This is a genomic window from Hymenobacter aerilatus (assembly GCF_022921095.1).
GTDB lineage: Bacteria > Bacteroidota > Bacteroidia > Cytophagales > Hymenobacteraceae > Hymenobacter > Hymenobacter aerilatus.
Map to the genome: position 1 here is coordinate 2,713,038 of NZ_CP095053.1, position 26,546 is coordinate 2,739,583.

The window sequence follows — 26,546 nt, forward strand, 5'->3', positions numbered from 1 at the left end:
GACAGGTGAATAGAAATTTGCTGCCTAACTACGCCACCAGCTCTAGGCTACGGCTGAGAGCGGTGTAGTCGGTACCCAGCGTTTCGACGCTGCGGCGCACGCTGCCCGACAGCTCGCCTACCTTGCGGCGGGTGAAGGTAGGGATGTCGATGCCGCGCTGCCGAAGCGAATATTTGGCCACAATGGGGTACACATTGTGCATCACATCCATATTGCGGATGAAAAACTGCTGCACGGCGTCTACCTCGACCGCCACTTCGGGGTTGTCGTAATTATTGCACAGCCAGACAATTAGCTCCGGAAAGAAATTACCCTGAATGCACGACAGCCCCGCCGCACCGGCCCGCAGCGACTCCACCGCGTGGCCCATGTAGGCGTCGTATAGACCGAAGCGGTACCCCTCGGCGGCAGCTATTTTCGCTTTCACCTGGTCAATGTCGAGGCAGGTATCTTTGTGGTACGTTACGCGGCCGGTTTGCACAAACTGGCCTAGCTGCTCGGCCGAGAGCAGGCGCTTGTAGGGCTCGGGACACTCGTAGAAACCCAGCGGGATGCTATCCGTCCAGTCAAGCAGGCGCATCACCCGCTCGTTGAATACCGCCTTCGACTCGCTCTGGGCAGCCAGCAGGCCCGTGATGACGATGACGGCCTCGGTGCCGGCTTCGTATACCTGCTTCACAAAATCGGCTTGCTCGGGGAGGCTGCCGGCAAAGGTGCCGGTGGCCACTACCGGCACGGCTCCGCCTACCACGTCTACCACGTGGCGGATGCTTTGCAGGCGCTCTGCATCACTGAGCTCAAACATCTCACTGGATAGGCAGTTGGCAAACAGCCCGGTGGCGCCGGCGCGTAAGTACAACTCCGTTAGGCGGGTAAGCGCCGGGTAATCAATCTGCCCATCGTTTTGGAAAGGCATGAGCATGACCGGGACAAATCCCTTGCGCGATTTTTCCATTTTCGTAGAAACCAAACTATAGTGGAGAGGGGAAGACCAGCCTTGCAGGGCCGTATGAGAAAATACAGAGCGTTAGTAAACAGGTTCTTTTTTGAGCGTGGGCACCGCGGCCTTTGTGGGTTTTCGGGGCCAAACCTGGCCTAGCAGCAGACCCACAAGGAAGATACTGAGCGTGCCAACCACGATAATCATGCTTTTATGCAGCGGATTGCGGAAAGCCGCCAAGCTCTCGGGCAGGTTGGGCGAAAACGTCATCCAGAGAATGACCAGTACACCGATGATGGTGGCGGTGAGGGCCGCGTGGTTGCCGGTTTGTCGACTGATGACGCCCAGCAGAAACAGGCCCAGCATGCCCGCCGCAAAGATGCCCGACAGCTCCCACCACACATCCAGCACGCTTTTCACCCCGATCATGGCAATGCCGGTGCCCATGCCCAGCAGCCCCGTGACGACGGTACCGATGTGCAGCAGGCGCAGCGTTTGGCGGCCCGTGAGGTGGGGTTGGAAGTAACGGCCGTAGATGTCGGCGGTGAAGACAGTGGCCGAGGCATTCATGCCTGAGCTAATCGTGCTCATAGCCGCCGACAGAATGGCCGATACTAACAGCCCTACCAAACCCGGTGGCACCTTCGTCACGATGAAGTGGGGCATCACCTTGTCGCCGTAGTCGGCGGGGAGCAGCTGGGCGGCGGTTTGGCTGATTTGGGCAGCCGTGGCTGTGAGGGGTAGGCGCTCGGCAGCTACTTTCAGCTTCACGGCCTCAATCAGCTCAGGATGCACTTGGTAGTAGGCAAACAGCGCCGAGCCGATGATGAAGAACAGCAGCGAGGCCGGCACATACACCCACACGCACAGCCAGATGGACTTGGCCGCCTGCTTGGCCGAAGCGGCCGTGTGGTAGCGCTGCACATAGTTCTGGTCGACGCCGAAGTTGTTGAGGTTGATGAAGAAGCCGTAGAGCAGTACCACCCAGAAAGTCGACTGCGTGAAGTCAGGCGCGAACCCACCAAGGCTGAACTTATCCTGCGCCTGTCCAATGCTGGCAATGCGGCCTATCCCACCGGGCATGTTGTCCGCAATCAGGTAGAGAATCAGCAGTGCGCCGCCGGTTTTGATGATGCCCTGCACCACCTCCGTCCAGATAACGGCTTCAATACCACCCAGTACTGTGTAGATAATGATACATACCCCCGTTACGAGCATCACCATTTCCATGGAAAAGCCGGTGAGGGCCTGTAAGGTGAGGGCAATACCGAAGAAGATAGACCCAATGCGCGCCAGTTGCGTCAGCAGAAAGCACACCACCGCGTAGGTACGCGCCCAGCTCCCAAACCGATTTTCCAGGTGCGTATAGGCTGATATTTCACCGGTGCTGCGATAGAACGGCACAAAGTAGCGCGCCGCTACCCACGCCGCCAATGGCATCGAGAGGCTAAATACAAAGGCGTTCCAGTTGGCCCCAAACGCCTTGCCCGGCACCCCCAGAAAGGTGTTACTACTCAAGAAAGTAGCGTAAATACTCAGGCCAATAGCCCAGCCCGGAATGCTACCAGAGGCGCTGGAATACTGTTCTGGATTTTTGTTTTTCCGGGCAAAGTACACCCCCACGCCAATCATGGCGACTAGGTAGAGGGCAATAATGGCTAGGTCAAGAACGCGCAGACTATTCATGGGACAAACTTGTCAAAATGCGGCGAATCTTTACCTGAGTGGGTTAAAAGGAGGATCTATAACAAATTTACCTAATACCGCCCCCGCCACCGTGTATGATTTTCCCTACCTATTGTAGCATATTGACTTTTCGGCAGGTCGCATAGACAAGCGGTTGTCATCCTGAGCAGAGCGAAGGACCTTCTGCCAGTTGAACGACTGATGTACGAACGACTCGTTCAACTGGCAGAAGGTCCTTCGCTCTGCTCAGGATGACAAACGATTTCACATCACCCCCTACCCTACTGCACCTCCAGCCCCGACACGCTCAGGCCGGTGGCGTCGGTGGCAGTGAGTTTGATGAGGTAGCTCCCGGCGTTGATCATGGAGCCAGTGGAGGAAGCCAGATAGTTCCATTTGCCGGGCTTGGAGGGCACCAGCTCCACGGCTTCTTCTTTGATAACAGTGCCATCGGCCAGCGTCACGGTAAGCTTGGCGGTGAGGGGCTTGCTGAGCTGGTTGGCGTAGCGCACCGTGAGCGAGTAGGTATCGGCCACGCCTACCTGGAAAGTCCATTCCAGGGCGCCACCACGTGGTTCTTTAAAGGTGATGCTCTCCTTACCGTGCACGGTTTCGCGCACCATGCCGGGGCCGCTGGTGCGGGCGGTGGCAGGCTTATAGCCCGTTACGGGCTTCAGGTCATAAGCTGGCTCAATGGTACTGGCCCGCTGCACCACCACAAGGTAGGGCAAGGTGTTGGGAGTTGCGGCATCGGGTCCGAGGGTGACGGTGGCGCCGGCCGCAAACCGCTTACGGTACACGCGGAATGGGTGGGCGCCGGTGGCATCGGCCAGCTCAAGCGTGGTTTTGGTGTCTTCGTAACCTTGCAGCCAGGTAGGACGGGTAGGCTGGCGAGCGTCGAAAGCGAGGTAGACGTCGGCTTCGACGCTTAGGCTTAGGTTCTGACGAGTCGCCTCACCCTCCGGCACCCTGTCCATTTTCGGAGAAGGGGCGCTAGGCGTCTTTGCTTGGCTCTTTTTAGTGGTGATGGATTTGGCTGGTACTACGCTCATCGGTTGGCGCAACCACTCGGCGCCGTAAAGCACGGAGGGTAGGCTGCTGAAGGTAGCCGAGCCGTTGGTGTAAGGCTGATTGCCGGTGTCCAGCCACGTTTCGGCTGACCAGTTGCTTAGACCGCTTACGCTGCTGATAACCGGTTTTGGGGCTGGGGCGGGCTTGGCGCTGGCATTGGTAGTGGCAATAGCCACGGCCGACAGCAACGCCTGCCCGGAGGCCACGCGGGGGAAGGAAATGACCAGCTGCCCGTCTGTTACGCGGGCTTTCACTGTTTTCTTTAGAGCATGGTCGTGGCCTACCTCTTTCCAGATGTCGAGGTCGTGGATAACAGTATCCTGGTTGATAGCCACATCGAATAGGCGCCAGCCGGTGCAATCAAGGCCACCACCGGTGCCGAGCCAGGGCTCCGTGAAGTACAGCTCTACTTGGTATTCACCGTTGGGCACCGGGAAGGTATAGCGCAGCGCGTCGCGGCCGTAGCGGAAGCTCTGGAATAGTGCCTGATCAGCGGTGCCCTGGATGGGGTCGAAGGTGCGGCGCTGGCTGGCGAAGAACGGGTTCAGCCCTGGAAACTCCCGCGTCCACGACTCCGAGCCCCAAGTGTTGGGGGTGGTACGAGGCTGATCGGCTTGCCAGGTCTGGCCCTGGCTATCCGTGTAGGCAGGGCCGCCGCAGTTCACGCGGTAGAGGTAGTTGAGGCCCGGTTGCGGGGCCGTTATCGGCTGAACATTGGTCAGCAGCTTGTCGAAGCCGGGCGCTTTCGGCAGGTGGTGCAGCACGATGTAATCTTTGGCTACGGCCTTGCCGTTCACGTACCCAATAGCATAGAGCACGTTGTACTTGATATCGACCCCATCCCACTGAAAATGCGTTCCTACCCCGGCGCGAGTTTTCCTACCCAGGGAGGCAGCATTTGCATCGTTGAACAGCTCCACCTCGTCGCAGTTGGAATACACAATAAGGCTGTCCTGGCGACCGGGCGTCAGCCACCGGTCGGGCCAGGTGTGGGAGGCCAGGTACACCATCGGCTCGGTTTCTTTGGGCGCATAGTGGCTGCGGAACATATAGAAGGCATCCGTGGGCTCTTCCCAGGGCGTGAGCAGGCCCTTGTAGTTGACGGGGCCGATGCGGTCCAGCTCGCGCCAGCCCTCGCCGCCCTGCACCCGGCCGGGGTTGTCGTGCGAGGTCAGCAGCCAGAAAAAGTGGCCGGCCGTATTGGCTTTGGCTTCTTCCGCGAGGCGTACTTTCAGCTCCATCAACTGCGTGAACCGGTCTTCGCTGAAGGGGCCGCTGTTGAAGGCGGGCGGACCTTCCTGGTGCAAATCGAGGGTGCGCCAGGCGCCGTACTCGCCCACCAGCACCTGCCGTTGCAAGTCGGCACCATACTGGGTAGGGTCGCCGCCGTAGGTGCCGGTCCAGTTCTGGGGCACGTCCCAGTCGGTGCCCTTGCCGCCGTTGCAAGTCGTCACTTTCCGTTCGCGCGAGGCCGTGGGGTCGAGCTGGCGGATAAGGGCAGTGCATTCGCGGGCGAAGTCCTCGGGCAACGTGCTTTCGTTTTCGAGGCCCCAGAGCACCACCGAAGGCGAGTTGCGCCGCTCCTTGATCCAATCAACGAGTAGGGTTTTGAAGTTCTGCCGGAACTCTGGCGTATCGTACCACACGTGGGCAGCCATTTGTGGCCACCACAACACGCCCAGCGAGTCCCAGTTGGCCTGATAGCGCAGGTTGTGGGGCTGGTGCGCGTCGCGGAAGGCGTTGAAGCCAGCGGCTTTCACCATCCCTACCCGCGCCTGAATCTGCTCCGGCGTGAAGGCGTGGCTTTGGCCCAGCAGGTGCTCGTATTCGGCAATGCCATTGATAAGCACCGGCTTACCGTTCAGCAGAAACTGCTTTTGCCCGGCCGCCGCGGCAGCGCCAATCGGCCAGCTCACCCACCGGATGCCGTAGGACGTGGTCTGCTCGTCGAGGAGCTTGCGACCGGCACTTACGCGCGTTACCAACTGGTACAAATACGGGTCTTCCAACGACCACAAGTGCGGCTGCTGCAACGTGGGGAGTTGCTGGCGCAGCGGCTGCATCTGCCCCGCCGCCAGCTTGTGCTTCGATTTCGTCTCGGCCACTACCCTACCCTGCTTATCCAGTAGCTGATTCACTACGGTGAGCGTCTGCGCTTTGCGACCGTAGTTTTTTACCTCTGTCTCCACGTGCAGCCGCGCCGCCTGGGCCGTCAGGGTCGAGTCGGCCCAAATGTGCACACCGAACGGCTCTACCCGCACCGGATTGGTTATCACCAACGATACGGGCCGGAAGATGCCCATGGGCTGAGAGCCTTCGGAGAAGCCGCGCTCCTCGGAGCAGCCCCCGCACACCCACGGCAGGTCCTGGATGTTGGCCGGATGATCGGCGCGCACAGCCAGCACGTTGGGGCGGCCGCTGGGGCTGAGGACGTCGGTTACGTCGAGCGTGAAGGTGGTACGTCCGCCGGCATGGTAGCCCACCTGCTTGCCGTTCAGCCACACCGTAGCATAGGACCCTACCCCCTCGAAGAACAGAAAATAGCGGGCATCCTTCTCAACCTTGGGCGTGGTGAAGGTTTTACGGTACCAGGCGTAGCCGTGGCGGTTGCCGTGGCGTAGGCGCCGGTAGCCCGCGTAAGCGTCCCAGTTGTGCGGCACGGCCACGGTTTGCCAGGCTTTATCCTGATACTCAGTCTTTTCAAAGCCATTGTACGCCTGCTGATTTACGTCGTCGGCCACGGTGCGCCAGTGGTCCAGCAGTGGCACGATGGTGCGCGACGTTTGGGCGTGAGCGGCCGATAGGGTGAATAGTAGAACGAGGATTAGGTAGCGCATGGTGTTTGGTTTGCGGCGTGGGGCGGCGCGGGTGGGCGCCTCACCTCTAGCCCCTCTCCGAAAAAGGAGAGAGGGAACTAGTTTTTAGATTTTCTAGAACTAGCTCCTCTCCTTTTCTCAAGGAGGGGTTGGGGGTGGTAAACATCGTCTGAACGAAGCTAGAGCTAAAGGATTAGAGCTAGTCTCCCCTCTCCTTTTCGGAGAGGAGGGCTAGGGGTGAGGTGTACTAAAGCTAGTTTCTACCCCTTTTTCAACTCCCCATTCAACGTATACTTTTTCCCTTTTTTCGTCTTAAACTTCACTTCCTTCCCCCCATACCGCACCACGCAATCTTGCCCAGCTTCCGACTGAATCTCCACTGCCTGCAACTTCCCCTGCGTCCAGCGCAGGTTCACGGTGAAGTTGCCGCGGGCACGGAGGCCGCGTACCTCGCCGGTGGGCCAGGCGGTGGGTAGGGCGGGGAGCAGGTCGAGCGTGCCAGACTGGCTTTGCAGGAGCATTTCAGCCATGCCGGCCGCGCCGCCGAAGTTGCCGTCGATCTGGAAGGGCGGGTGGGCGTCGAAAAGGTTGTGGTAGACGCCACCTCGCTCGCTGCCGTTGGCCCCTTCGGCGGGGGAAAGGAGTTTTTCGAGGATGGTAAGGGCGTGGTTGCCGTCGCGGAAGCGGGCCCATAGGTTCAGCTTCCAGGCCAGGCTCCAGCCGGTGCCCTCGTCGCCGCGCTGCACCAGGGAGGTGCGGGCGGCTTGCAGCAGCTTGGGGTCGGCCCAGGTGATGTCGGTACCGGGAAACACGCCCCAGAGGTGCGACACGTGGCGGTGGGTATCGGTGGGGTCGTCTTTGTCTTCGAGCCACTCCTGCAGCTGGCCGTGTTTGCCTACCTGGTTCGGGGCCAGTTGCTGGGCTTTGGTGGTAAGTTCCTGTTGCAAATCAGCATCCAGGCCCAGCGCCTGCGCGGCGGCGGCGGTGTTGCGAAACAGCTCCCGGATAAGCTGGTGGTCCATGGTAGGGCCAGCTACTAGGCCGCCGTGCTCGGGCGAGTTGGAAGGCGTACTGATCAGCCAGCCAGTGCGCGGGTCTTTCACCAGAAAATCGAGGAAGAAGGTGGCTGCTTGCTTCATCACAGGGTACTGCTCGCGCAGAAAGTCCCGGTCGTGCGTAAACTGGTAGTGCTCCCAGATGGGTAGCGTCAGCCAGGCCCCACCCGTCACCCAGATGCCGTGGTTGGAGGCGTTGATGGGGGCCGTGCCGCGCCAGAGGTCGGTGTTGTGGTGCAGCACCCAGCCGCGGGCGTTGTAGTGCTCCTTGGCCGTGACTTGCCCGGCCTCGGCGGCTTCATTGATCAGCGTGAACAAGGGCTTGGTGCAGGCCGACAGGTTAAGTACCTCCGCCGGCCAGTAGTTCATTTCCAGGTTGATGTTGGTGGTGTACTTGCTCCCCCAGGAGGGCGTCAGCGACTCGTTCCAGATGCCTTGCAGGTTGGCTGCCTGCCCACCCATCCGCGACGATGCAATCAGCAGATAGCGCCCGTACTGCATATATAGCGCCTGCAAGGCCGGGTCGGCCACGGGGCTGAATTGCCGGATGCGCTCATCGGTAGGCAGTTGCTCGTTTTGGCTGTGCCCCAGGTCTACATTGAAGCTGCTGAACAACTGCTGATAATCGCGCACGTGCTCTTTCCGAAGTGCTGCGTACGACGCGCTGCCTACCCGCTGCTGGGCCGCCGCCGCTAGCTTCTCCGGCTCCCCCGACACATCGTTGTAGCTTTTGAAATTGGTGGCCGCCGTGAGGTAGAACGTGGCTTCGTCGGCGTTTTGTAGCTGGATTTGCTGATCAGTCAACGTCACGCGGCCGCCTTTGGTAGCTACTCGCAAGTGGCTCACGCCGCGCAACACACCATCTTTCACCTGCACGGCCAGGGCCAGGGTGTGGTCGTCTACGCGAGAGAGTTTGTAGTCTTTGTGCGGACTTTGCAGCAGCGCATTCAGACTGATGCTACCCTTTTTGCTGGCCGTAAGGCGACATACTACGGCGTTGCGCGGAGCATTGGCGAAGTACTCGCGGGTGTAGGTAGTGCCGTTTTGGGTGTACGTGGTGCGGGCTACGGCTTGTGTGATGTCCAGTTCGCGGCGGTAATTCGTGGCCTGGCCCTTCGTTGCAAAATCAAGCAGCAAGTCGCCAAACGGCTGGTAGGAAGCCTGGTAGCTGGGCGCTAGCGGCGGATTCTCGTCCTGCACCCAGTACTGCCAAGCGGGGTTCAGCGGCACGTTCTGGGCTGGGTCGGCGCCTTCGGGGTACACCACAAACACGGGCTGCTGCTCCTTCACCCCAATCAGGCCGCCCTTGTCGTAGTAGTTGATTACCTGAATGGCTACCTCGTTGCGGCCCGGCCGAAGCGCGGCAGCTGGCACCCGGTAGCGCCGCTTCTTGCTGATGCCCTCGTCGGTACCGATTTGCTGGCCGTTCACGTAGGTAATATCCGCGTCGCGGATGCGGCCGAGGCTGAGCGTCACGTCTTTACCGGCCCAGGCGGCGGGCAGGTCGAAGCTGGTACGAAACCATACAGCGCCGTCCAGACCTTCCAGGCTGGGCATGTCGGCGTTTTCCCAACCATTGGGGGTAGGGATTTGCAGCGGCTGCCAGGTATGGCCAGGCGCAGTGGCTTGGGCTGCTTTCATGGCCTGCACTTGTTGCAGCCAAGCAGCCTTGCGGTCGGCATAGCCTTCCTCATGGTCTTGCATGCCCATGAAATGCTCGGCAGCCAGTGCCTCGGCCTCCTTTTGCTTGCCCGCCGCCAGCAGCGCCCGCATCTGCGACAGGTACTGCGCCGCCCCTGGCCGGGCATAGGGGCGCGGCCGGCCGGTCCAGAGGCTGCTCTCGTTGAACTGTACCCGGTCCTGCCCTACCCCCCCAAACACCATACCCCCTACCCGCCCGTTACCGATGGGTAGGGCATCGGTCCACTTCTCCGCTGGTTTGTTGTACCAGAGCTTTAGCGGCTGCTGGGCCTGGGCAAGGGTAGGAATAAGGATCAGGAGGAAAAGCAATCGGAGCATAGAAGCTATACTGAGCGAATTAGGAAGTTGATGGCGCGGGGCTGTGCCCCGTGTCGGCTAGTAGCAGGCTTCTAGCCTGCACACTTAAGTAGCTCACCAGAGACACGCTCACGGTGCAAACGACGCAGGCCAGAGGCCTGCTTACTAGCCGACACGGGGCTCAGCTCCGCGCCATAAAGGACCATACGTGGTGAGGTGCCCATCCACATTCATTGCTACGGCCCTACCACCCGCTCCGTCACTTCCGCATCTTGCGCTACAGGCAGCTTCACGCGCTTGAAGTTGTTGTTTTGCAGCACGATGTTGCGGGTTTTAGCGCCTTTTAATTTCAGGAACGTATCGGTGCCGGTAGCGGGGAAGCAATTGTAGATGAAGGCGTCCTCGGCATTGGTTAGCTCCACGGGAGGCGTAGCGGCGCTGGGCATGGTGCTACGCAGGCCGTCGAGCCAGAGCTGGCGCACGTTTTGGGCGCGCACCGCAGGGCCGATTTGCGGATTCACCTGCACGTTGTGAAAGGCGATATTGCGGGCTTCCTTGATGGTGAAGCCCTGTTTGCTGTCGATGTTGAGGTTGGAGAAGGTGACGTTTTCGATGGGCATTTCTTCCAGGCCATTCAACAGACCAGCTTGGTTACCCTCAGCCGTAATGTTGCTAAAGTGGATGTTGCGGAAGCGCGGCGTGCGCTCCGACACCGGCTCGGCGGGCGTGTTGGCGTACTGCATATCCAGCACAATCATCTGCTCGCGGATGTTCTTCATCACCACGTTATCCACCCGGATATCCTCTACCACACCGCCCCTACCCCGCGCCGTTTTGATGCGGATGCCGCGGTCGGTGCCGTCGAAAATGCAGTTGCTGATGGCTATTTTCTTCACCCCGCCCGACATCTCCGAGCCTATCACCACGCCGCCGTGGCCCGAGAGCATGGTGCAGTTGGTGATGGTGTAGTTCTCGGCCGGCACGTTTTGCTGCCGGCCCGACCGGTCCTTGCCCGATTTGATGGTGATGCAATCGTCGCCCACGCTGATGTGGCAGTCGGAAATGTGCACGTTGCGGCACGACTCTGGATTGATACCATCCGTGTTCGGCGACTTGGGGTTGTTGATGGTCACGCCCGTAATTGTCACGTTGTCGCAAAATTCTGGGTTGACGGTCCAGAATGGCGAGTTGCGAATGGTGATGCCCTCAATGCGGACGTTTTTGCAGTACATCGGCTGGATGAACGGTGGGCGCATGAAGCCGCGCTCAATCACGCCGGGCAGGTCGGGCTTCAGAATGTTCTGGTTCAGCCGAAAAAACTCCTGTTGCCACTTCGAGTCCTGGCTGGCGCGTGATTTACCTTCGGCAAAGTCCCACCACTTTTTGCCCTGCCCGTCAATAATGCCCCTACCCTTGATGGTGATATTTTCGGCCTTATACGCGTAGAACAGCGGCGAAAAGCTGGTGATGTCGGTACCCTCGTAGCGCGTGGGCACCATGGGCAGGTAGTCGTCGAAATTGTCGCTGAAGTAGAGCACCGCCCCAGCTTCGATGTCGATGGTGATGTTGCTTTTCAGGTGAATGGGGCCAGTGCGGTACTTGCCGGCCGGGAAGTATACTGTACCACCGCCCGCTTTGCTGGCCGCCGCAATGGCTTTGCGAATGGCGTCGGTAGCGAGCTTGGTGCTGTCGTTGCGGGCGCCGTATTTCAGCACATTGTAGTACTGCTGGGCGTAGGTTAGCTGAGGTAGGCACAGCAGCAGGAGCAACGTTAGTAGGCGGAGCGCTTTTCCAGCGGTTTGGGTTGTTCCAGTGGGCGCCTCACCCCCCGGCCCCCTCTCCGAAAAGGGAGAGGGGGTGCCAAGCGTTTTTTTAACCGCAACCATATTTTTCACAGAATTAAGTTTTCGTTTTTTCTTCTGCCCCCCCCCTCTCCTTTTCGGAGAGGGGGCCGGGGGGTGAGGCGCCCACTAGAACAACATCAGCAACAACGTCAACCACCCCAGCGTCTGCTTCGCAGCCGCGTCCCCTCTCATCTGAGGAGGGGAGTTTGTTCTTCTGGTTTTACAGCTTTGCCGTTACCCGTTCCAATTTGTTGGCGCGGGCAATTTCCTTCCCATCGACCAGCACGCGCAAGCCTTTGCCGCGGCCGTATTTCTGGCCGGTTTTGTCCCAGAGCACCGTCAGCATGCGGTTGTGGTAGCGCACCTGGTCGAGGCAGAAGTAGTCCCACTGGCCTTCCGGCACCAGGGGAAATACTTCTACCACGTTATCGGGGCGGGGTTTCAGGCCAACGAGGCCGGTGATAATGAGGTCGGCGAAACCGGAGTGGTTGTAGTAGCTGCTGCGCGGGTTGTTGCCCTTCAGCCACTCGCCGTTCTTTTCGTCCTGGTACTCCCCAATATAGGGCACGCCCTTTTTCTGGAACGACAGCGCGTATTTGCGCAGCTCGTCGTAATACACCTGGGGCGTCATGGTGCCGTGGTTTTTGTACTCGGTGAGTAGGTTGGCCAGGCCTTTCAGCGTTTGGGTGGTAGCGTAGGGCCACACGGCGCCGTCCCACTCGCAGCCGTGGCCCGAGCCGTGGGTGCGGAAGCCGGGGGCGCGGCGCTCGGCCGTGGTAATGCCCCAGGGCGCTTTGAATCCACCTTCGTCGGTGAGCTGGGTCCACTGCCGGGCATACTCGGGCTTATCGGGGGGTAGGGAGAAGTACCAAGGAATGTAGCCCAGCTGCTCGCGCCACTCGCAGAGGCCGCCTTTTTCGTACTGCACTTTGTAGAAATCGGCCTTGTCATCCCACAACGTGGTATTGACCAGTTGCTTCAGCTGCTCGGCCTTCTGGGTGTACTTCTGCGTGAGGGTATCGTTATCCGTCAGGCGGCCCATGGCGGCCAGGGCCTTGGCGTTGCCATACATGTAGCTGTTGATGGTAGGGCGCACGTTTTTTTCCTTGCGCCCACCGCTGATGGATTCCTCCATGGCGTCCTTCACATCGTACTGCCAGAACATGCCGTTGGGTAGCATCCGCTCTTTTTCCCAGAGTTTGTAGTTGGCTGCAAGAGCGGGTAGCACTTCTTTCACGAAGGCCTGATCTTTCTGCACCTTATACAGCTCGTATACAGCATCTTCCAGCCAGCCGCTGAAACCGTGCAGCCGGGGCGCATTGCGCTTGAAGTCGGTATAGAGCCAGAACTTGGTATACTGCTGCGTGTATTGCGGATCGTGCAGCCAGCGCCCCTCGTTGAGGTGGTGGCCCAAGGCGCTGCTGATGGTATTGTAAGTGCCGCCGTGCTTCATCGGGGTGATGAACTCCGTGAACACGTACCCATCAGGCGTTTGTTTGAGGTGCTTACGATAGGCCCACCAGCGGTAGTAATACGCCTGCTGCATAGCCGAATCAGGACACTCAAACAGGGGCACCTCCCGCGCCATCCAGTCGGCGGCCTGGGCGTTGGGCACGTGGTTCACCACAAACTCGCTGTCGAGGCTGTTGTACAGGGCCACCCGTTGGCGCAGGTCGGCTGCCGTCAGTACCGGGCCGGCGGCGCGCGTCTGAGCCGTTTGGCCGGTAGGAGCGCAGCTGGTAGCCAGTAAACCAAGACTCAGGGCAAGAAGTGGGGCGCGGAAGGACATACAGAAGTTTGCGAGTAGAGAAGATGGGTACCGATGGAGCGCGTCGTTTGCCAGTCCGGCGCCATTATTCAAACAGCCAGTCGATTTCATCGGCCTGCGCGGTAGCGTCGCCGAGGCCGGCATTGTAGGTGCGCACCTGCTGGTTGGCATCTACAAAACCCAACAACAGGCAGGCTCCTTTACCTAAGTTTAGCGTGTGCGTACCGGGCTTGAAGGAATAGGTGTGCACGTTTACAGAGGGCATACCAGCCACGGCCACGGCATTGGCAATCTTGATGTCGGCCTGACCGTAGTCGTTGGCGCTGGCGTCGGTTTCGAGTTGGGGGGCGGGCAGATAGCGGGGGCTTTTCTTGTTGAAGTAGCCCACCAGCAGCTGCACCGGCCGGGTGGTGCTGAAGCGCAGTTCCGTACCCTGCCGCACCTGCTGGGCCTTGCTCATCCGAATGCCGCTTAGCTTAGCAAAATCGAGGGCGGCAGCCGTTATCTGCGCCGTGGTATCGGTGAAGGCCGATTGCCCTTCCCCTACCCGGTACGTACCGCCGGTTTTGCTGAGTAGCTTCACGGGGGCATTGGCCAGGGCCACTACTTTTTTGGCGGCGGCTTCGGGCTTCACCTGCTTCAGCGAATCGATGCTGTGTTGCAGGTTGGCTAATTCTTTCTGATACACCGGCAACATTTCCACCCAGGTGATGTAGGTAGCATCCACCCCACGCATCGGAATTTTGCGCTGCATGGTTTGCATGCTGTTGGCGTAGCGGTAGGTAGGCAGGGTCAGATCGGTCAGCTTCTGCCAGTGCTGCACGCTGCGTTGCAGGTAGGGCACGGCTTGTTCCAGGTCGGCCACGTTGCGCGAGTACTTATAGCGCAGCACGCGCAGAGCGGCTTGCACCTTATCAGCGTAGAAGTTAGCCAGCGCATCCTGGCAGTACATGTCGTTCTTCAAGCGGGCAAATTCCTCCTTGTCCTTCGTCACGGCAGGAGCGGCTTTGTCGATGGCGGCCACCGCGGCTTTGCCGTGCGCTATTACCTCGGCGGCAATCTGCGGGGGCGTCTCGCCAATGTGCTTCTCGCCCTTCGCCTCCTTCTCGGCATACTCAATAATCATCTCTCCTTCCGGCGCTTCCGACTCATACAGCAGCGTAAACAAGCCGTAGCGCTTCGGATTGATGAGCTGAGTCATCAGCATACCCAACGTGAGGGTCTGGCGGTTGCCGTCGGTGATGCCGTAGCGGCGCAGCAGCTTGGGCTCTATTTCGCCAGCCTGTTCGTAGGCTTCCAGGATTTGTTGCCCCGCGGTGGCGTCGCAGCCGTATTTCTGGCTTAGCTCATTGCCCCAGTACGTCACCTCGTCCGGGCGGGGGCGGTTGGCCTTCCAGGCGTAGCGCGACCATGCTTTGTACCATATCCAGTCGCGGTCGATTTGCAGCAGGCGGTTGCCATCGGCCAGCTTATCGGCCGTGTAGGGCCAGTCCCAGTACGATGCCTGTGGGTACAGATGCAGGCCGTTGGCACCGTAGATGTTGTGCATGGCTTGCACCGATTTCTGAATGAAGTCGGCTGAGCCGTAGCGGAACGGTTCCAGGTTGGCCAGAATGTGCACGTTCTGAATGTGCACCGAGTTCATGCTGCTCAGCTGCCGGTGCAAATCGGCCCAGGTGCCGCGGGGCGTGTAGGTCGTCAGGGCCTCACCGTTGAACTTGGCTTCGGTGTATAGATTCTTGTACAACGGCAACGCGGCATTAATCACGCGGGGCGCGTCGGTGTCGTGGGCACGGAGCACAATAGGCGGCTGCTCGGTCGTGCCAAGGGCTTTCAAACCGTCCTGCACACCCGGAATGATGGTTTTGGTAAACCAATCCACATCGTCCTGCCCCACGCCTTCCATGGCTTCACCCAAGGCCACCATCAGGCCTACATTGGGGTACTTCTCTACAAACGCTGCAATTGATTTGCGCGTGTAATCGGCCAGTAGTGGGGTAATGGGCCGGTTGCGGTCCTGGGTTTTGATGTTGTGGTGCTCGGCAAAGGGCTTCGAGACGATGATGTTGTAAAACATCTGAATCACCCAGATACCACGCTTATCAGCCTCCTCGGTGAGAAAGCGGTACATCTCCTCATTCTTTTTAAACGTGGCCTCGTCTACCTCCACGGCGTAGGGATACTCCTTCAGCCGCACCAGCGAGGCAAAAGGATGCCCGTTCCAGAGGTAGAGCGAGTTCATGCGGCTGTCGGCCAGCATGTCGAGGTACCTCACCCACAACTGCTTGTCGTAGAGCCAGGGAAATGTTTCGGGCGTATACGGGTATTCGTACACGCCCCGGCCCGGCAGGTAGGTAGGCTTTTGCACACCAATACAGGCGCCACGCAGTACCATTTCCGGTTGGTCGGTGAGAGCCAGTTCCTCCAGCTGACCCTGCGCCTTTACCCGATCGGCCAATTCCAGACATCCGTACAGCGCCCCGGAGTTGTCGGTACCACTGATGAGTAGGATGTTATTTTTTGCGGGAATGATGGAAAAGCCCTCCTTGCCCGGCGCCTTGGCGGCACTTACACGGTAGGCGGTAGTGGCTTGTTGCAGCAGCGGATCGGTGGCGCGGCCTACCACCAGCAGGTTTTTCGGCTTCTTTGGCAGCTTCTCCTGTTCCTGCACCTGCACCGGGTAGCCTACCCCGCGCAAGGCGTTGGCCAGGCGCTCGGCCCCGTAGCGCAACCGGGCATGAGCTCCTTTGGGCAGCACAATGGTTTGGCTCGGTCGCTTGGCCGGCGGGGTAGCGGCCACAGTTGGCAGGGCCAACATGCTGCTAATACTCAGGCAAATAAGCACTACCCTTTTCCATACGCTTCCGCTCATTGGTCTTTTCTTTTAGTAAGTTTTGGTAGCATTTGATAGACTAAAGAGTCCTCGCATGCTAGTGATTAGGTGCTGGTGCTGGTATAGACCTCCCCCCCCGGCCCCTGCAAATGCTTGATGCGCATTACCCCGGGGAGAGGGGCCGGGGAGGTCAGCATCTTAGTATCCCGGATTCTGTCCGAATTCCGATCCGTTGGTGAGGGCGTTTAGCTCCTCTTGCCGGACGGGCCGCAGGCGGTGGTAGTCCTGCACCTGCGTAATGTCGGGGTTGCGCTGCTTGATGTAGTTCACGAAGTTCTGCCCGTTCTTGGTGCGCTTCACGTCGAACCAGCGGAGATGCTCGCCAGCTAATTCGCGGGCGCGCTCGTCCAGGATGAAATCGGGGGTGATGTCGGCGGCTGTCACCTGCATGGCGGCCGTGTAGTTCACGGGGGTTTTCTTGGCGGCGCGGGTGCGCAGCACGTTGATCATGGTGGCGGCAGCGGCATTGTTGCCCAAGCGGTTTTCAGCCTCGGCCGAAATCAGGTACATCTCGGCCAGGCGCATCACCACCACGTCTTTGCTACCGGCTTGCACGTTGGGCGCCGAGCGGTCGGGGTCGCGGAATTTGCGCAGCGTCACGAAGTTCAGGCCGTTGCGGATGGTGCCGTTGGGTAGGTACACGTCGTTGCGGTCGTACACCACGTAGGGCTTCGTGCTTTTATTGGGCAGGGCTCTTTTGGTGATGACCATGGCTGTATCGCCCACGCGCATCTGCCGGCCCACAAGGCTGGCGTCTTTCTGGTAGGTAGCAACATCGGCAGCGGTCCAGGTATAGGCCCGGTTGGCTATCCACACCTCCTGAAACGAGCCGTCGTAGCGACTGTCGCGCTGCTCATTGTAGAGGTCGAGCAGCGTGAGGGTAGGCATCAGGCGGCGGTTGTTCTCAAAGCCGTAGTCCAGGCTGAGCTGCAGCCCCGGCTTGTTGCTGTACTGCGTCTGAAACACCTGAAACAGACGGTTGCCGTTGTTGTCCACGTTCAGGCTGGGGTCGGTGGAGTTGCTCACCACGTAGAGCGCCTCGCCCCCGTCGCGGCCCAGCGTTTTGTTGTTGGCCGGGTTCCAGAGGTCGGCGTAGCTGGTGCGCAGGTCGGTGCGCAGCTCGCTTTTGCGCGCAATCACGTCGTTGGCCGCGTCGCGGGCGCGGGCGAAATACTCCTGCCCCCCATCGTAGTACGCCCGCGACAGGTAGGCCCGCGCCAAAAAGCCCATAGCGGCCTTTTTGGTGGCGCGGCTGTACTCATTGCCCCAGCTCACGGGCAGATTTTCAGTCGCAAACTGCAGGTCACTGATAATCAAGTCGTAGAACTCCGGTATCGAGCTACGCACGGCCGTCAGCACAGGGTCTTGGGTTTCCTGAGTGCGCAGCATCACGCCACCCCAGGTTTCTACCACGTGCCAGTAGTAGAAGGCCCGCAGGAAGCGCAACTCGCCTTCCCGCTGGTTACGCACCGTGGCGTTGGTGAAGCCCGCGTCGCCGATGCGGTTGATGCCGGCGTTGCAGATGTTAATGGCTCGCCAGAGCAGCGTCCAGGCGGCGCGGTTGGGGTTGCCTTGCAGGGGCGTCAGGCCGACGTATTGGGTGAGCTGACTGGCGTAAGTGCTCTTGCTGCTATTATACCATAAGTCGGTGCCCGACTCGCCCATGAAGACGCCATCTTCTTTGCCGTACCAGTTGCGCTGCTCGAAGTAGGCACCATTCACGGCCGTTACGAAGCCTTCGGGGGTAGTCCACACCGTATCGGCGGTGGCGTTGGAGGGATTATATTCTTCCAGGTCGTTGCAAGCGCCCAGGCCCAGGGCCCCGATCAGCAGCACGCGTCCTAGTCGTGTGGGGGTGAGAAATTTCATGGTCAGATCGAAGAAAGTTCAGTTAAAAGCCCAGGTTCACACCTACTACAATCTGCCGGCTCAACGGCGTCGATTCGTCGCCGCCGCGCTCCGGGTCGTAGTCCTTAATCAGGCGGCTTTTAGAAAGCACCAGCAAGTTGGAGCCCGTCACGTACACGCGGGCATTTTCGAGCAGGGCTTTGCCAGCAATGGTTTTGGGAATGTTATAGCCCAGTGTCAGCGTCCGGATTTTAAAGAAAGAGCCGTCGATGAAGTTCAGGGCCTGGTAGCCGGTGTAGCCCGCATACGAGCTAAGTGAGGTGCCCCGGCGTGGCCGCGGAAAGTCGTTGGAGGGGTTTTCCGGCGTCCAGTAGTCGATGATGGCCGGGCCGTTGCCGGAGCCCGCAGGGTTGTAGCGCCCCAGGAACTGCGCGTTGATCATCTGCCCATAGCGGGCCACGGCAAACACGTTCAGATCGAAGCCGCGGTAGGAGAAATTGTTTTGCAAGCCTGCCACCCACTTCGGCACAGTCGAGCCAATGTATTTCTGGTCGTTGGCATCAATCACGAAGTCACCGTTCAGATCGGCCAGCTTGATGTCGCCGGGCTGGAAGGTGTAGTTGCCTACCTTGTACCGGGCGGCTTCGTCGGCCTCGCTGGTTTGCCAGATGCCCAGCTTCTCGTAGGTGTAGAACGAGCGAATGGGGCGGCCCAGCAGCAGTGAGTTGGTTTCGGGTCCGCTTGTGGCAATAATGTCGCGGCCGTCAATCAGCTTGGTGATTTCCTCCTTGTTGCGGGTGAAGGTGAGGGTAGTCGACCACTTAAAGTTATCGTTGGCAATGTTTTGCGAGGTAATTGCTAGCTCGACGCCGCGGTTGCGCGTGGCCCCAATGTTCTCATACACGTTCGACACACCCGAGGAAATGGGCAGCGGGCGCAGCAACAGAATATCAGACGTGCGGGTATCGTAGTAGTCGAACGTACCCGTCAGGCGGTTGCCGAATAGGCCAAAGTCCAGACCCAGGTCCAACGTAGCTGATTTTTCCCAGCCCAGGTTGGGATTGCCTACCGTGGGTAGGAACTGATAGGTCTGGGCCGGCACGTCGCCGAGGGCTAGGCGCGGGTTGGCAAACAGCACGCTCTGCGTGCCGTAGGGCGCAATGGAGTAGTTGCCCGATACGCCGTAGCTGGCACGCAGCTTTAGCTGCGTTAGCTTGGTAACGTCTTTCAAGAAAACCTCATCGGCGATGTTCCAACCCAAGGCTACCGAGGGAAAAAAATCCCACTTGTTACCGGCAGCCAAGCGCGAGGCACCGTCGTAGCGGCCGCTGGCTGTGAGCAGGTATTTGCCAGCAAAGCTGTAGTTCACGCGGGCCGCATAGGCCATGTTATTGGAGCCCACGTAGGGCGACGTGATATTACGCGTGATGGCCGTGCTCGTGGAGCTGAGGTCGTAGAACAGCTGCGAGGCCAGCAGCTGGTTAGTGCCGCTGGCAAAGGTGACATCTACGTCGCTCTGGATGTAGCTGGTCAAGCCCGTCAGCGTGACGGAGTGCTTGCCAATCTCACGCGAGTAAGTCAGGACGTTGTCCCAGTTAAAAAAGCGGTCAAAGGTGTTTTGCGTGGAGGCCACCGAGGTGCGGGTGTTGGCCTGGCCCAGGGAAGTGCGGTCGTCGTAGATGCCGCGCCGCCGGAAGTCGATGTTGGTGCCGAAGTTCGAGCGGAAGCTCAACCCTTCCAGCGGCTTCACCTCCAGGTAGGCGTTGGCAATCACGTTGGTGCGAATGGTGTTGTCGCGGGCCACGAAGGGCGTGCGCTCGTCGGCCAAGGGACTGATGCGGGCCTGGTCGGCGGCAATCGGAAACTGGTTGATTTCACCCTGTTCATTGTAGGGCACACCCAACGGGCTCAACGAGGTAGCCTGGCCCAGCGGGCTGCGGCGGTCGTTCTGCTTGTAGTAGTTTACCTGGCTCAGTAGCCCTACCTTAAACACCTTGCTGATGGTCTGGTCGAGGTTCAGGCGGGCGTTGTAGCGGTTGTAGTTATTGTTGCTGAGCATGCCTTCCTCGCGGAAGTAGCCCAGCGACGTAAACACTTTGGTGTTATCGGAGCCACCGCGCAACGAGATGGCGTGGCTTTGCTGCGAGCCGCGGTTTTTCACCAGGTCCACCCAGTCTACCCACTGCCCGGCCTGCACGGCGGCGTACTCGCCGGGGTCGGGGAAGATGGTTGGGTCGTCGGCGGGGCTGTTCCAGTCGCCGGTGGTGCGCCAAGCTTCCCGGCGCAGGTTCAGGTAGTCTTCGCGGATGCGCGAGGCCGGGAAGCGGTAGTCGTTTACGCCGTAGTAGCCGTTGTAGGCCACGCGCACCTTGCCGGCCGCGCCACGCTTGGTGGTCACAATCAATACGCCGTTGGCACCCTGCGCCCCGTAGATGGCCGTCGACGACGCATCTTTCAGCACCTCAATGCTCTCAATGTCATTGGGGTTGATGTCGCTGATGTTACCGCCCTGGAAGCCGTCAATCACCACCAGCGGGCCGTTGTTGGCGCCATTGATGGAGCGCGTACCCCGAATCAGGATGTTGGAGCCCGCGCCGGCCGCGCCCGAAGCGCGCGTGATGTCGGCGCCGGGCACACGACCTTGCAGGGCCTCCACCGCGTTGTGGGTAGGCGTCTGCACAATATCGTCAGACTTCACCGAGTATACTGAACCCGTGAGGTCGCGCTTTTTTACGGTGCCGTAGCCAATGACTACCACCTCGTCTAGCGCGGCCTGGTCGGGAGCCAGCTGGATGTTGAGGCGGGCCTGGTCGGGGCCGGGCGTCACCTCCTGCTCTTTGTAGCCCAGGTAGCGAATTACCAGCGTAGCCGCCTGGTTGCCCGGCACGGCCAGGGTGAAGTTGCCTTCATTGTCGGTAACGGTGCCAGTGGTGGTGCCTTTCACCAGCACCGTAACACCAATAAGTGGCTCGTTGCTGTCGGCTGCTACTACCCGGCCGGTGAGGCTGCGGGTCTGCGCGTAACTGGTTGCCACTGTGCAGGCTACCAGCGCTGCCGAAAGGATACTATGCCGCATAAGATAAGCTGTATTCTGAAATGATGTCCCCTACCCTGCGCTGTCACAGAGTAGGCTCGGTCAAAACTACTTAGCAACAGAGCGACTTATCCGTACTATTTTTCCCTAGTTCTGTATAATGTTATCCTCCGCCTCATTAGCCTGTAATGGCCAAATCCAGCCACTACGCCGCATTTTTCTGCTTCGGTTGGTTGCAGTTTTATCCCCAAGCACAACCTTAAGCCGACAGTCTACGGACATGCAACGATACTCGTAAGCGCTTCGGCTTCTGCCTGTTTCCTACCCACAAATCAGTCGCAACATGTGCCGGCCTTCCTCAATTGGTGCCGGCCTACCCCTGTGCGCAAGCAGCCGGCTAAGCCTGCCTCAGTGTAGCTGCCGGAACCTTGCTGCTGACGTATTTTGCGGCGCATGCTAATATCCTACACAGGCTCGGAAAAATGGTACAGGTGCGGCGTGCCTTTATCCTGTTACTTAGCTCCCGTCAAAAATCATCCCCATCCATGAATAAATACGCCGCTTCTTTTCTTGCTTCCGTTGCCCTGCTGTCGCTGCCTCAGGTGGTGCGGGCGCAGTACCCCCAGATTCCGGCTGACATCCAGAAAGCCAGCAAGGAACTGATGGATGAGGCCGAGCGCCAGTCGAACATCGCCTGGGCCAAGGCCTACCCCATCATCCAGAAAGAAGCCCGCGAGGGCAAGCCCTACATTCCGTGGGCGGGCCGCCCCATCGACCTGCCCCAGTCGCCGATTCTGGCGTTTCCGGGCGCAGAGGGCGGCGGCGCGTACAGCTTTGGCGGACGCGGCGGTAAAGTAATCGTGGTGACTAGCCTAGAGGACCGCGGCCCCGGCACCCTGCGCGAGGCCTGCGAGCAAGGCGGCGCACGCACGATTGTATTCAACGTGGCGGGCATCATTCGGCTGAAGAGCCCCCTCATCATTCGGGCGCCCTACGTGACCATAGCGGGCCAAACCGCGCCCGGCGACGGGGTATGCGTGGCCGGCGAGTCGGTATGGATTAACACCCATGACGTAATTGTGCGCTACATGCGCTTCCGTCGGGGCGAAACCAATGTGGGCCGCCGCGACGATGCCATTGGGGGCAACCCCGTCGGCAACATCATGATTGACCACGTATCGGCCTCGTGGGGGCTGGATGAAAACATGTCGATGTACCGTCACATGTATAATGATAGCACCGGGGCTATTGAGCAGAAGCTGCCTACGGTGAACATCACCATTCAGAACTCCATTTTCTCGGAAGCCCTGGACACCTGGAACCACGCGTTCGGGAGCACGCTGGGCGGTGAGAACTGCACCTTTATCCGCAACATGTGGGCGGATAATGCCGGCCGCAACCCCTCGATTGGCTGGTTTGGAGTGTTCAACTTTGTGAACAACGTGGTATTCAACTGGGTGCACCGCTCCACCGATGGAGGCGACTACCGGGCCATGTACAACATCGTGAACAACTACTACAAGCCCGGCCCCCAAACGCCGATGGATTCACCGCTGGCCTACCGCATTCTGAAGCCCGAATCTGGCCGTAGCAAACTGGGCTACCTCACCTTCGGCCGCGCCTACGTGGCCGGCAATATTGTGGAAGGCAACGAGAAAGTAACCAAGGACAATTGGGACGGCGGCGTGCAGGTGGAAGACATGCCCAACACGGGCAAATACCGCGAGCAGATCAAGTGGGACAAGCCCCTACCCATGGCTGGCGTGACGCTCCTGACGGCCGAAAAAGCCTACGACTACGTGCTCGAAAACGCCGGCGCTACCCTACCCAAGCGCGACCCGGTAGATGTGCGCATCGCCAAGCAGGTCCGCACCGGCAAGATTGAGTATGACCCCAACGTGAAGCTGCCCGAGACGCAGTTCAAGCACCGCCGCCTACCCATCGATTCGTACAAAAACGGCATCATCACTGATATCAATCAGGTAGGGGGCTACCCCACCTACGCCGGCACGCCTTACAAGGACTCGGACAAAGACGGCATGCCCGACGACTACGAAAAGAAGCATCGCCTGAACCCCAACGACCCTTCCGACGCCAGCAAAGTGGCCGGCAAAGACGGCTACACTAACATCGAAGTCTACCTCAATAGCGTGGTAGAGCTGAAGGAAGTGAAGCCGAAATCGTCGGTGATGCTGACGCGGGTGGACTAGCCGGGCGTTTACCGTACGATTCACCTCACCCCTAAGCCCCCTCTCCTCAGGGAGAGGGGGGAACTAGTTTTTAGAGTTAATACTAGCTCCCCTCCTTTTTAAGGAGGGGAGCTACCCTAAAAAACTAGCTCTAAAAGGTTAAAAACTAGTCTCCCTCTCCTTTTCATGTCGCGCATCAAGCGAGTGTAGGGGGCTAGGGGGTGAGGCACCCCCGCCCGAACAACCGCTCTCAGATTGTCCCAACGTGCCCAAGTTTCCCCTCCTCTCTCTCCTCCTGTTCCTGAGCACCGCCGGACCACTGGCGGCGCAGAAGAAACCCAAGCCTACCCCTCCTCCGCCACCCGTTGCCAACAGCAAAGAGGGTAAGCTCGTCTACACCGCCGACTCGCTCGGCAACCGCATACCAGACTTTTCCTACTGCGGTTACCAGGCTGGCAACCAAGCTATTCCGTTAGTACCCGCGCGGGTGGTAGTGCCTGCCAAAGCTGGGGATGCTACCGCCCGCATTCAGGCGGCATTAAATTATGTGGCCGGTTTGCCCATGGGGAAAGATGGTTTCCGAGGGGCAGTAGTGCTGGAGAAAGGACGGTTTGAGGTAGCGGGCCGCTTATGGATGCGCGCTTCGGGCGTGGTATTGCGCGGCAGTGGGATGCAGGAAGGCGGTACGCTGCTCGTGGGCACCACCTACAGCCGCGACCATCTCATCACGGCCACCGGCCGCGACGACCGGCGCTTGGAAAAGCCACAGCCTGTTACCGACAAATACGTGCCCGTAAATGCCCGCACTGTGCACGTGGCCACCCCTGCCGCCTTCAAGGTAGGCGACCGGGTGCTGGTGCAGCGCCCCTCCACCGCCGAATGGATTGCCAAGCTCGGCACGCAAGCCTTTGGCGGGGGCGAGTCGGCATTGGGGTGGAAGCCAGGGCAGCGCGAGCTGGCCTGGGACCGGCAGGTAGTGGCCATCGACGCCAACGGCCTCACGCTGGACGCGCCCATCACCACGGCCCTCGACCAGCAGTATGGCGGCGGCACCGTGGCCCGCTATACCTGGCCGGGCCTGCTCACGAGGGTAGGCATTGAGAATCTAGCCTTGGAATCAACCTTTGACCAGGCAAACCCTAAGGACGAGGCGCACCGCTGGATGGCCGTGGTGCTGGATAACGTGCAAGATGTCTGGGTGCGGCAGATGGCGTTTCGGCACTTTGCCGGCTCGGCTGTACTAGCCCATACCAATACTCGCCGCCTGACCGTGGAAGACTGCATTTCGACGGAACCCGTCTCGGAAATTGGGGGTGAGCGTCGCTATACCTTCCTTACCAAAGGCCAACAAACGCTGTTTCAGCGGCTCTACGCCGAGCAAGGCTACCACGATTTTGCAGTGGGCTACTGCGCAGCTGGTCCCAACGCCTTCGTGCAGTGCGACTCGGAGTTACCCTACAGCTTCAGCGGCGCCATTGACAGTTGGGCCTCGGGTACCTTGTTTGATATTGTGAAGGTAGACGGCAACGCCCTGCGCTTCGGCAACCGCGGGCAGGATGGCAATGGCGCCGGCTGGGCCGCCGCCAACAGCGTATTCTGGCAATGCAGCGCCGCCCGCGTGGATTGCTACCGACCGCCCACGGCCCAAAACTGGGCGTTTGGCACTTGGGCACAATTTGCTGGCGACGGTTACTGGAATCAGTCCAACGAGCATATCAACCCGCGCAGCCTCTACTACGCTCAACTGAAAGAACGCCTGGGTGAAACCTCTGTGGATGGCCGCGCCGTGTTGCTGCCCATGGAAACCGAGGCGTCCAGCAGTCCGCCCGTATCGGTGGCGCAGGAGCTGACCAAGCTGGCGCAGCAGCCCGCCCCTACCCTACTGGCATTCATTAAGGAAGCACCTACCCGCCAGCCGCTTACCGCTTCAAGCTCAGCCGTTAGCGTTGATAAACTGAAAACAAAAACCGCCCCTACCCTCGCCAACGCGCCGGCCATGCAGCTGCGCAACGGGCTGGTAGTGCGTGGCGATGCTGTGGTGTTGGGCCAACACCAGCAGGTGCCGTGGTGGAATGGCAGCGCCCGTCCCTACGGCCTACCTAAGGCCAAACCGCACGTGACGCGCTTCGTGCCAGGCATGACTGGGCAGGGTCTCACCGACGACCTCGACGACATGACCGACTCGCTCCGCAATGACAACATTGTGGCCCTGGCCCACAACTACGGCCTGTGGTACGAGCGCCGCCGCGATGACCACGAGCGCATTCGGCGGATGGACGGGGAGGTGTGGCCGCCGTTCTACGAGCTACCCTTTGCCCGCAGCGGCCAGGGCACGGCCTGGGATGGCCTCAGCAAATACGACCTCACCAAGTACAATAAGTGGTACTGGAACCGCCTGGCGCGCTTCGCGGAGCTGGCCGATCAGAAAAGCCTGGTGCTGCTGCACAACCACTACTTCCAACACAACATCATCGAGGCCGGGGCGCACTATGCTGACTTCCCGTGGCGGCCGGCCAATAACATCAACAACACTGGCTTTCCGGAGCCTGTGCCCTATGCCGGCGACAAGCGCATCTTCCTGGCTGAGCAGTTTTACGACGTGAATGACCCCGCACGCCGGCCCTTGCACCAGGCGTATATCCGGCAGTGCCTCAACAACTTTGTAGGTAAAACGGGGGTAATTCATCTAATTGGCGAAGAATTTACCGGTCCGCTGGCCTTCGTGCAGTTCTGGTTGGATACGGTGAAAGAGTGGGAGGCCGAAACCGGCCAGCACCCACTCATTGCCCTCAGCACCACCAAAGACGTGCAGGACGCAATCCTAGCCGACCCCGCCCGCGCCGCCGTGGTCGACGTTATCGACATCAACTATTGGCACTACCAGGAAAACGGTACCGCCTACGCCCCGCAGGGTGGCCTGAACCTGGCCCCGCGCCAGCACGCCCGCCTGCTCAAGCCTAAGCGCAGCTCCTTCGAGCAAGTGTACCGGGCCGTGCGCGAGTACCGCCAGCAGTTCCCCGACAAAGCCGTGCTCTACTCCGCCGACGGCGCCGACGCCCACGGCTGGGCCGTCCTACTAGCTGGTGGCTCCCTGGCCAGCATCCCCCGCGTAACCGACACCCGTTTTGCCGATGCCGTAGCCACTATGACGCCCGTAGCCGGCCTCCCCGCCGGCCAGTGGGCTCTATCCGACAACAAAACCGGTCTGCTGCTCTATCACGAGGGCAAAGGTCCTACCCAGCTTGACCTCTCACAGTTAAAAGGCACCTATGTGGTGCACCGCATCAACCCCAAAACCGGCCAGATTGCCAGCAAAAAGGAAACGGTGAAGGGCGGCAAACTGACCACCCTCTCCAGCGTTGGGAACGGAGCCGAGGTCATTTGGCTTGCGAAGAAATGAATAT

Annotated in this window: 11 protein-coding genes; 2 read left to right on the forward strand and 9 right to left on the reverse strand. The window is 59.8% G+C overall.

The window, feature by feature from the left end; translation table 11 throughout:
* Nucleotides 1-28: 28 nt before the first annotated feature.
* From MUN82_RS11495 to MUN82_RS11535, 9 genes are all read right to left on the reverse strand, one after another.
* Nucleotides 29-955 (reverse strand): dihydrodipicolinate synthase family protein, encoded by a 927-nt coding sequence (locus MUN82_RS11495; protein WP_262922816.1) that lies wholly within the window; start codon nt 953-955, stop codon nt 29-31.
* 72 nt (nt 956-1,027) lie between these two features.
* Entirely contained in the window at nt 1,028-2,626 is a 1,599-nt protein-coding gene (locus tag MUN82_RS11500; RefSeq protein ID WP_245090339.1) for a sodium:solute symporter family protein, read from the reverse strand.
* A gap of 281 nt (nt 2,627-2,907) precedes the next feature.
* Nucleotides 2,908-6,534, reverse strand: coding sequence for a malectin domain-containing carbohydrate-binding protein (locus MUN82_RS11505; RefSeq protein ID WP_245090341.1), 3,627 nt, complete (start codon nt 6,532-6,534; stop codon nt 2,908-2,910).
* A gap of 239 nt (nt 6,535-6,773) precedes the next feature.
* A complete protein-coding gene (locus MUN82_RS11510; RefSeq protein ID WP_245090343.1) occupies nt 6,774-9,587 on the reverse strand; it encodes a glycoside hydrolase family 95 protein in 2,814 nt (937 codons plus the stop codon).
* Between the two features lie 215 nt (nt 9,588-9,802).
* Nucleotides 9,803-11,335, reverse strand: coding sequence for a glycoside hydrolase family 28 protein (locus tag MUN82_RS11515; RefSeq protein ID WP_245090345.1), 1,533 nt, complete (start codon nt 11,333-11,335; stop codon nt 9,803-9,805).
* Between the two features lie 295 nt (nt 11,336-11,630).
* Nucleotides 11,631-13,199 carry an MGH1-like glycoside hydrolase domain-containing protein gene (locus MUN82_RS11520; RefSeq protein WP_245090347.1) on the reverse strand — a complete coding sequence of 523 codons (1,569 nt, stop codon included), beginning with the start codon at nt 13,197-13,199 and terminating at the stop codon, nt 11,631-11,633.
* Nucleotides 13,200-13,263: 64 nt separating this feature from the next.
* Complete coding sequence (locus tag MUN82_RS11525; RefSeq protein ID WP_245090349.1) at nt 13,264-15,996, reverse strand: alpha-d-galacturonidase; 2,733 nt, start codon at nt 15,994-15,996, stop codon at nt 13,264-13,266.
* Nucleotides 15,997-16,209: 213 nt separating this feature from the next.
* Nucleotides 16,210-17,940 carry a RagB/SusD family nutrient uptake outer membrane protein gene (locus MUN82_RS11530; protein ID WP_245090351.1) on the reverse strand — a complete coding sequence of 577 codons (1,731 nt, stop codon included), beginning with the start codon at nt 17,938-17,940 and terminating at the stop codon, nt 16,210-16,212.
* 22 nt (nt 17,941-17,962) lie between these two features.
* Nucleotides 17,963-20,995, reverse strand: a complete 3,033-nt coding sequence (locus tag MUN82_RS11535; RefSeq protein ID WP_245090353.1) for a SusC/RagA family TonB-linked outer membrane protein — start codon at nt 20,993-20,995, stop codon at nt 17,963-17,965.
* Nucleotides 20,996-21,498: 503 nt separating this feature from the next.
* Here MUN82_RS11535 and MUN82_RS11540 point away from each other — a divergent pair.
* Both MUN82_RS11540 and MUN82_RS11545 read left to right on the forward strand, forming a co-directional pair.
* Complete coding sequence (locus MUN82_RS11540) at nt 21,499-23,163, forward strand: pectate lyase family protein (RefSeq protein WP_245090355.1); 1,665 nt, start codon at nt 21,499-21,501, stop codon at nt 23,161-23,163.
* Between the two features lie 244 nt (nt 23,164-23,407).
* Nucleotides 23,408-26,542, forward strand: coding sequence for a DUF6298 domain-containing protein (locus tag MUN82_RS11545; RefSeq protein ID WP_245090358.1), 3,135 nt, complete (start codon nt 23,408-23,410; stop codon nt 26,540-26,542).
* Nucleotides 26,543-26,546 lie beyond the last annotated feature (4 nt).

What these genes read in the sequence shown, in the direction of transcription:
- MUN82_RS11495 (WP_262922816.1), bottom strand. Translation starts at nt 955, where the DNA reads ATGGAAAAATCGCGCAAGGGATTTGTCCCGGTCATGCTCATGCCTTTC.
- MUN82_RS11500 (WP_245090339.1), bottom strand. Translation starts at nt 2,626, where the DNA reads ATGAATAGTCTGCGCGTTCTTGACCTAGCCATTATTGCCCTCTACCTA.
- MUN82_RS11505 (WP_245090341.1), bottom strand. Translation starts at nt 6,534, where the DNA reads ATGCGCTACCTAATCCTCGTTCTACTATTCACCCTATCGGCCGCTCAC.
- MUN82_RS11510 (WP_245090343.1), bottom strand. Translation starts at nt 9,587, where the DNA reads ATGCTCCGATTGCTTTTCCTCCTGATCCTTATTCCTACCCTTGCCCAG.
- MUN82_RS11520 (WP_245090347.1), bottom strand. Translation starts at nt 13,199, where the DNA reads ATGTCCTTCCGCGCCCCACTTCTTGCCCTGAGTCTTGGTTTACTGGCT.
- MUN82_RS11525 (WP_245090349.1), bottom strand. Translation starts at nt 15,996, where the DNA reads ATGTTGGCCCTGCCAACTGTGGCCGCTACCCCGCCGGCCAAGCGACCG.
- MUN82_RS11530 (WP_245090351.1), bottom strand. Translation starts at nt 17,940, where the DNA reads ATGAAATTTCTCACCCCCACACGACTAGGACGCGTGCTGCTGATCGGG.
- MUN82_RS11535 (WP_245090353.1), bottom strand. Translation starts at nt 20,995, where the DNA reads ATGCGGCATAGTATCCTTTCGGCAGCGCTGGTAGCCTGCACAGTGGCA.
- MUN82_RS11540 (WP_245090355.1), top strand. Translation starts at nt 21,499, where the DNA reads ATGAATAAATACGCCGCTTCTTTTCTTGCTTCCGTTGCCCTGCTGTCG.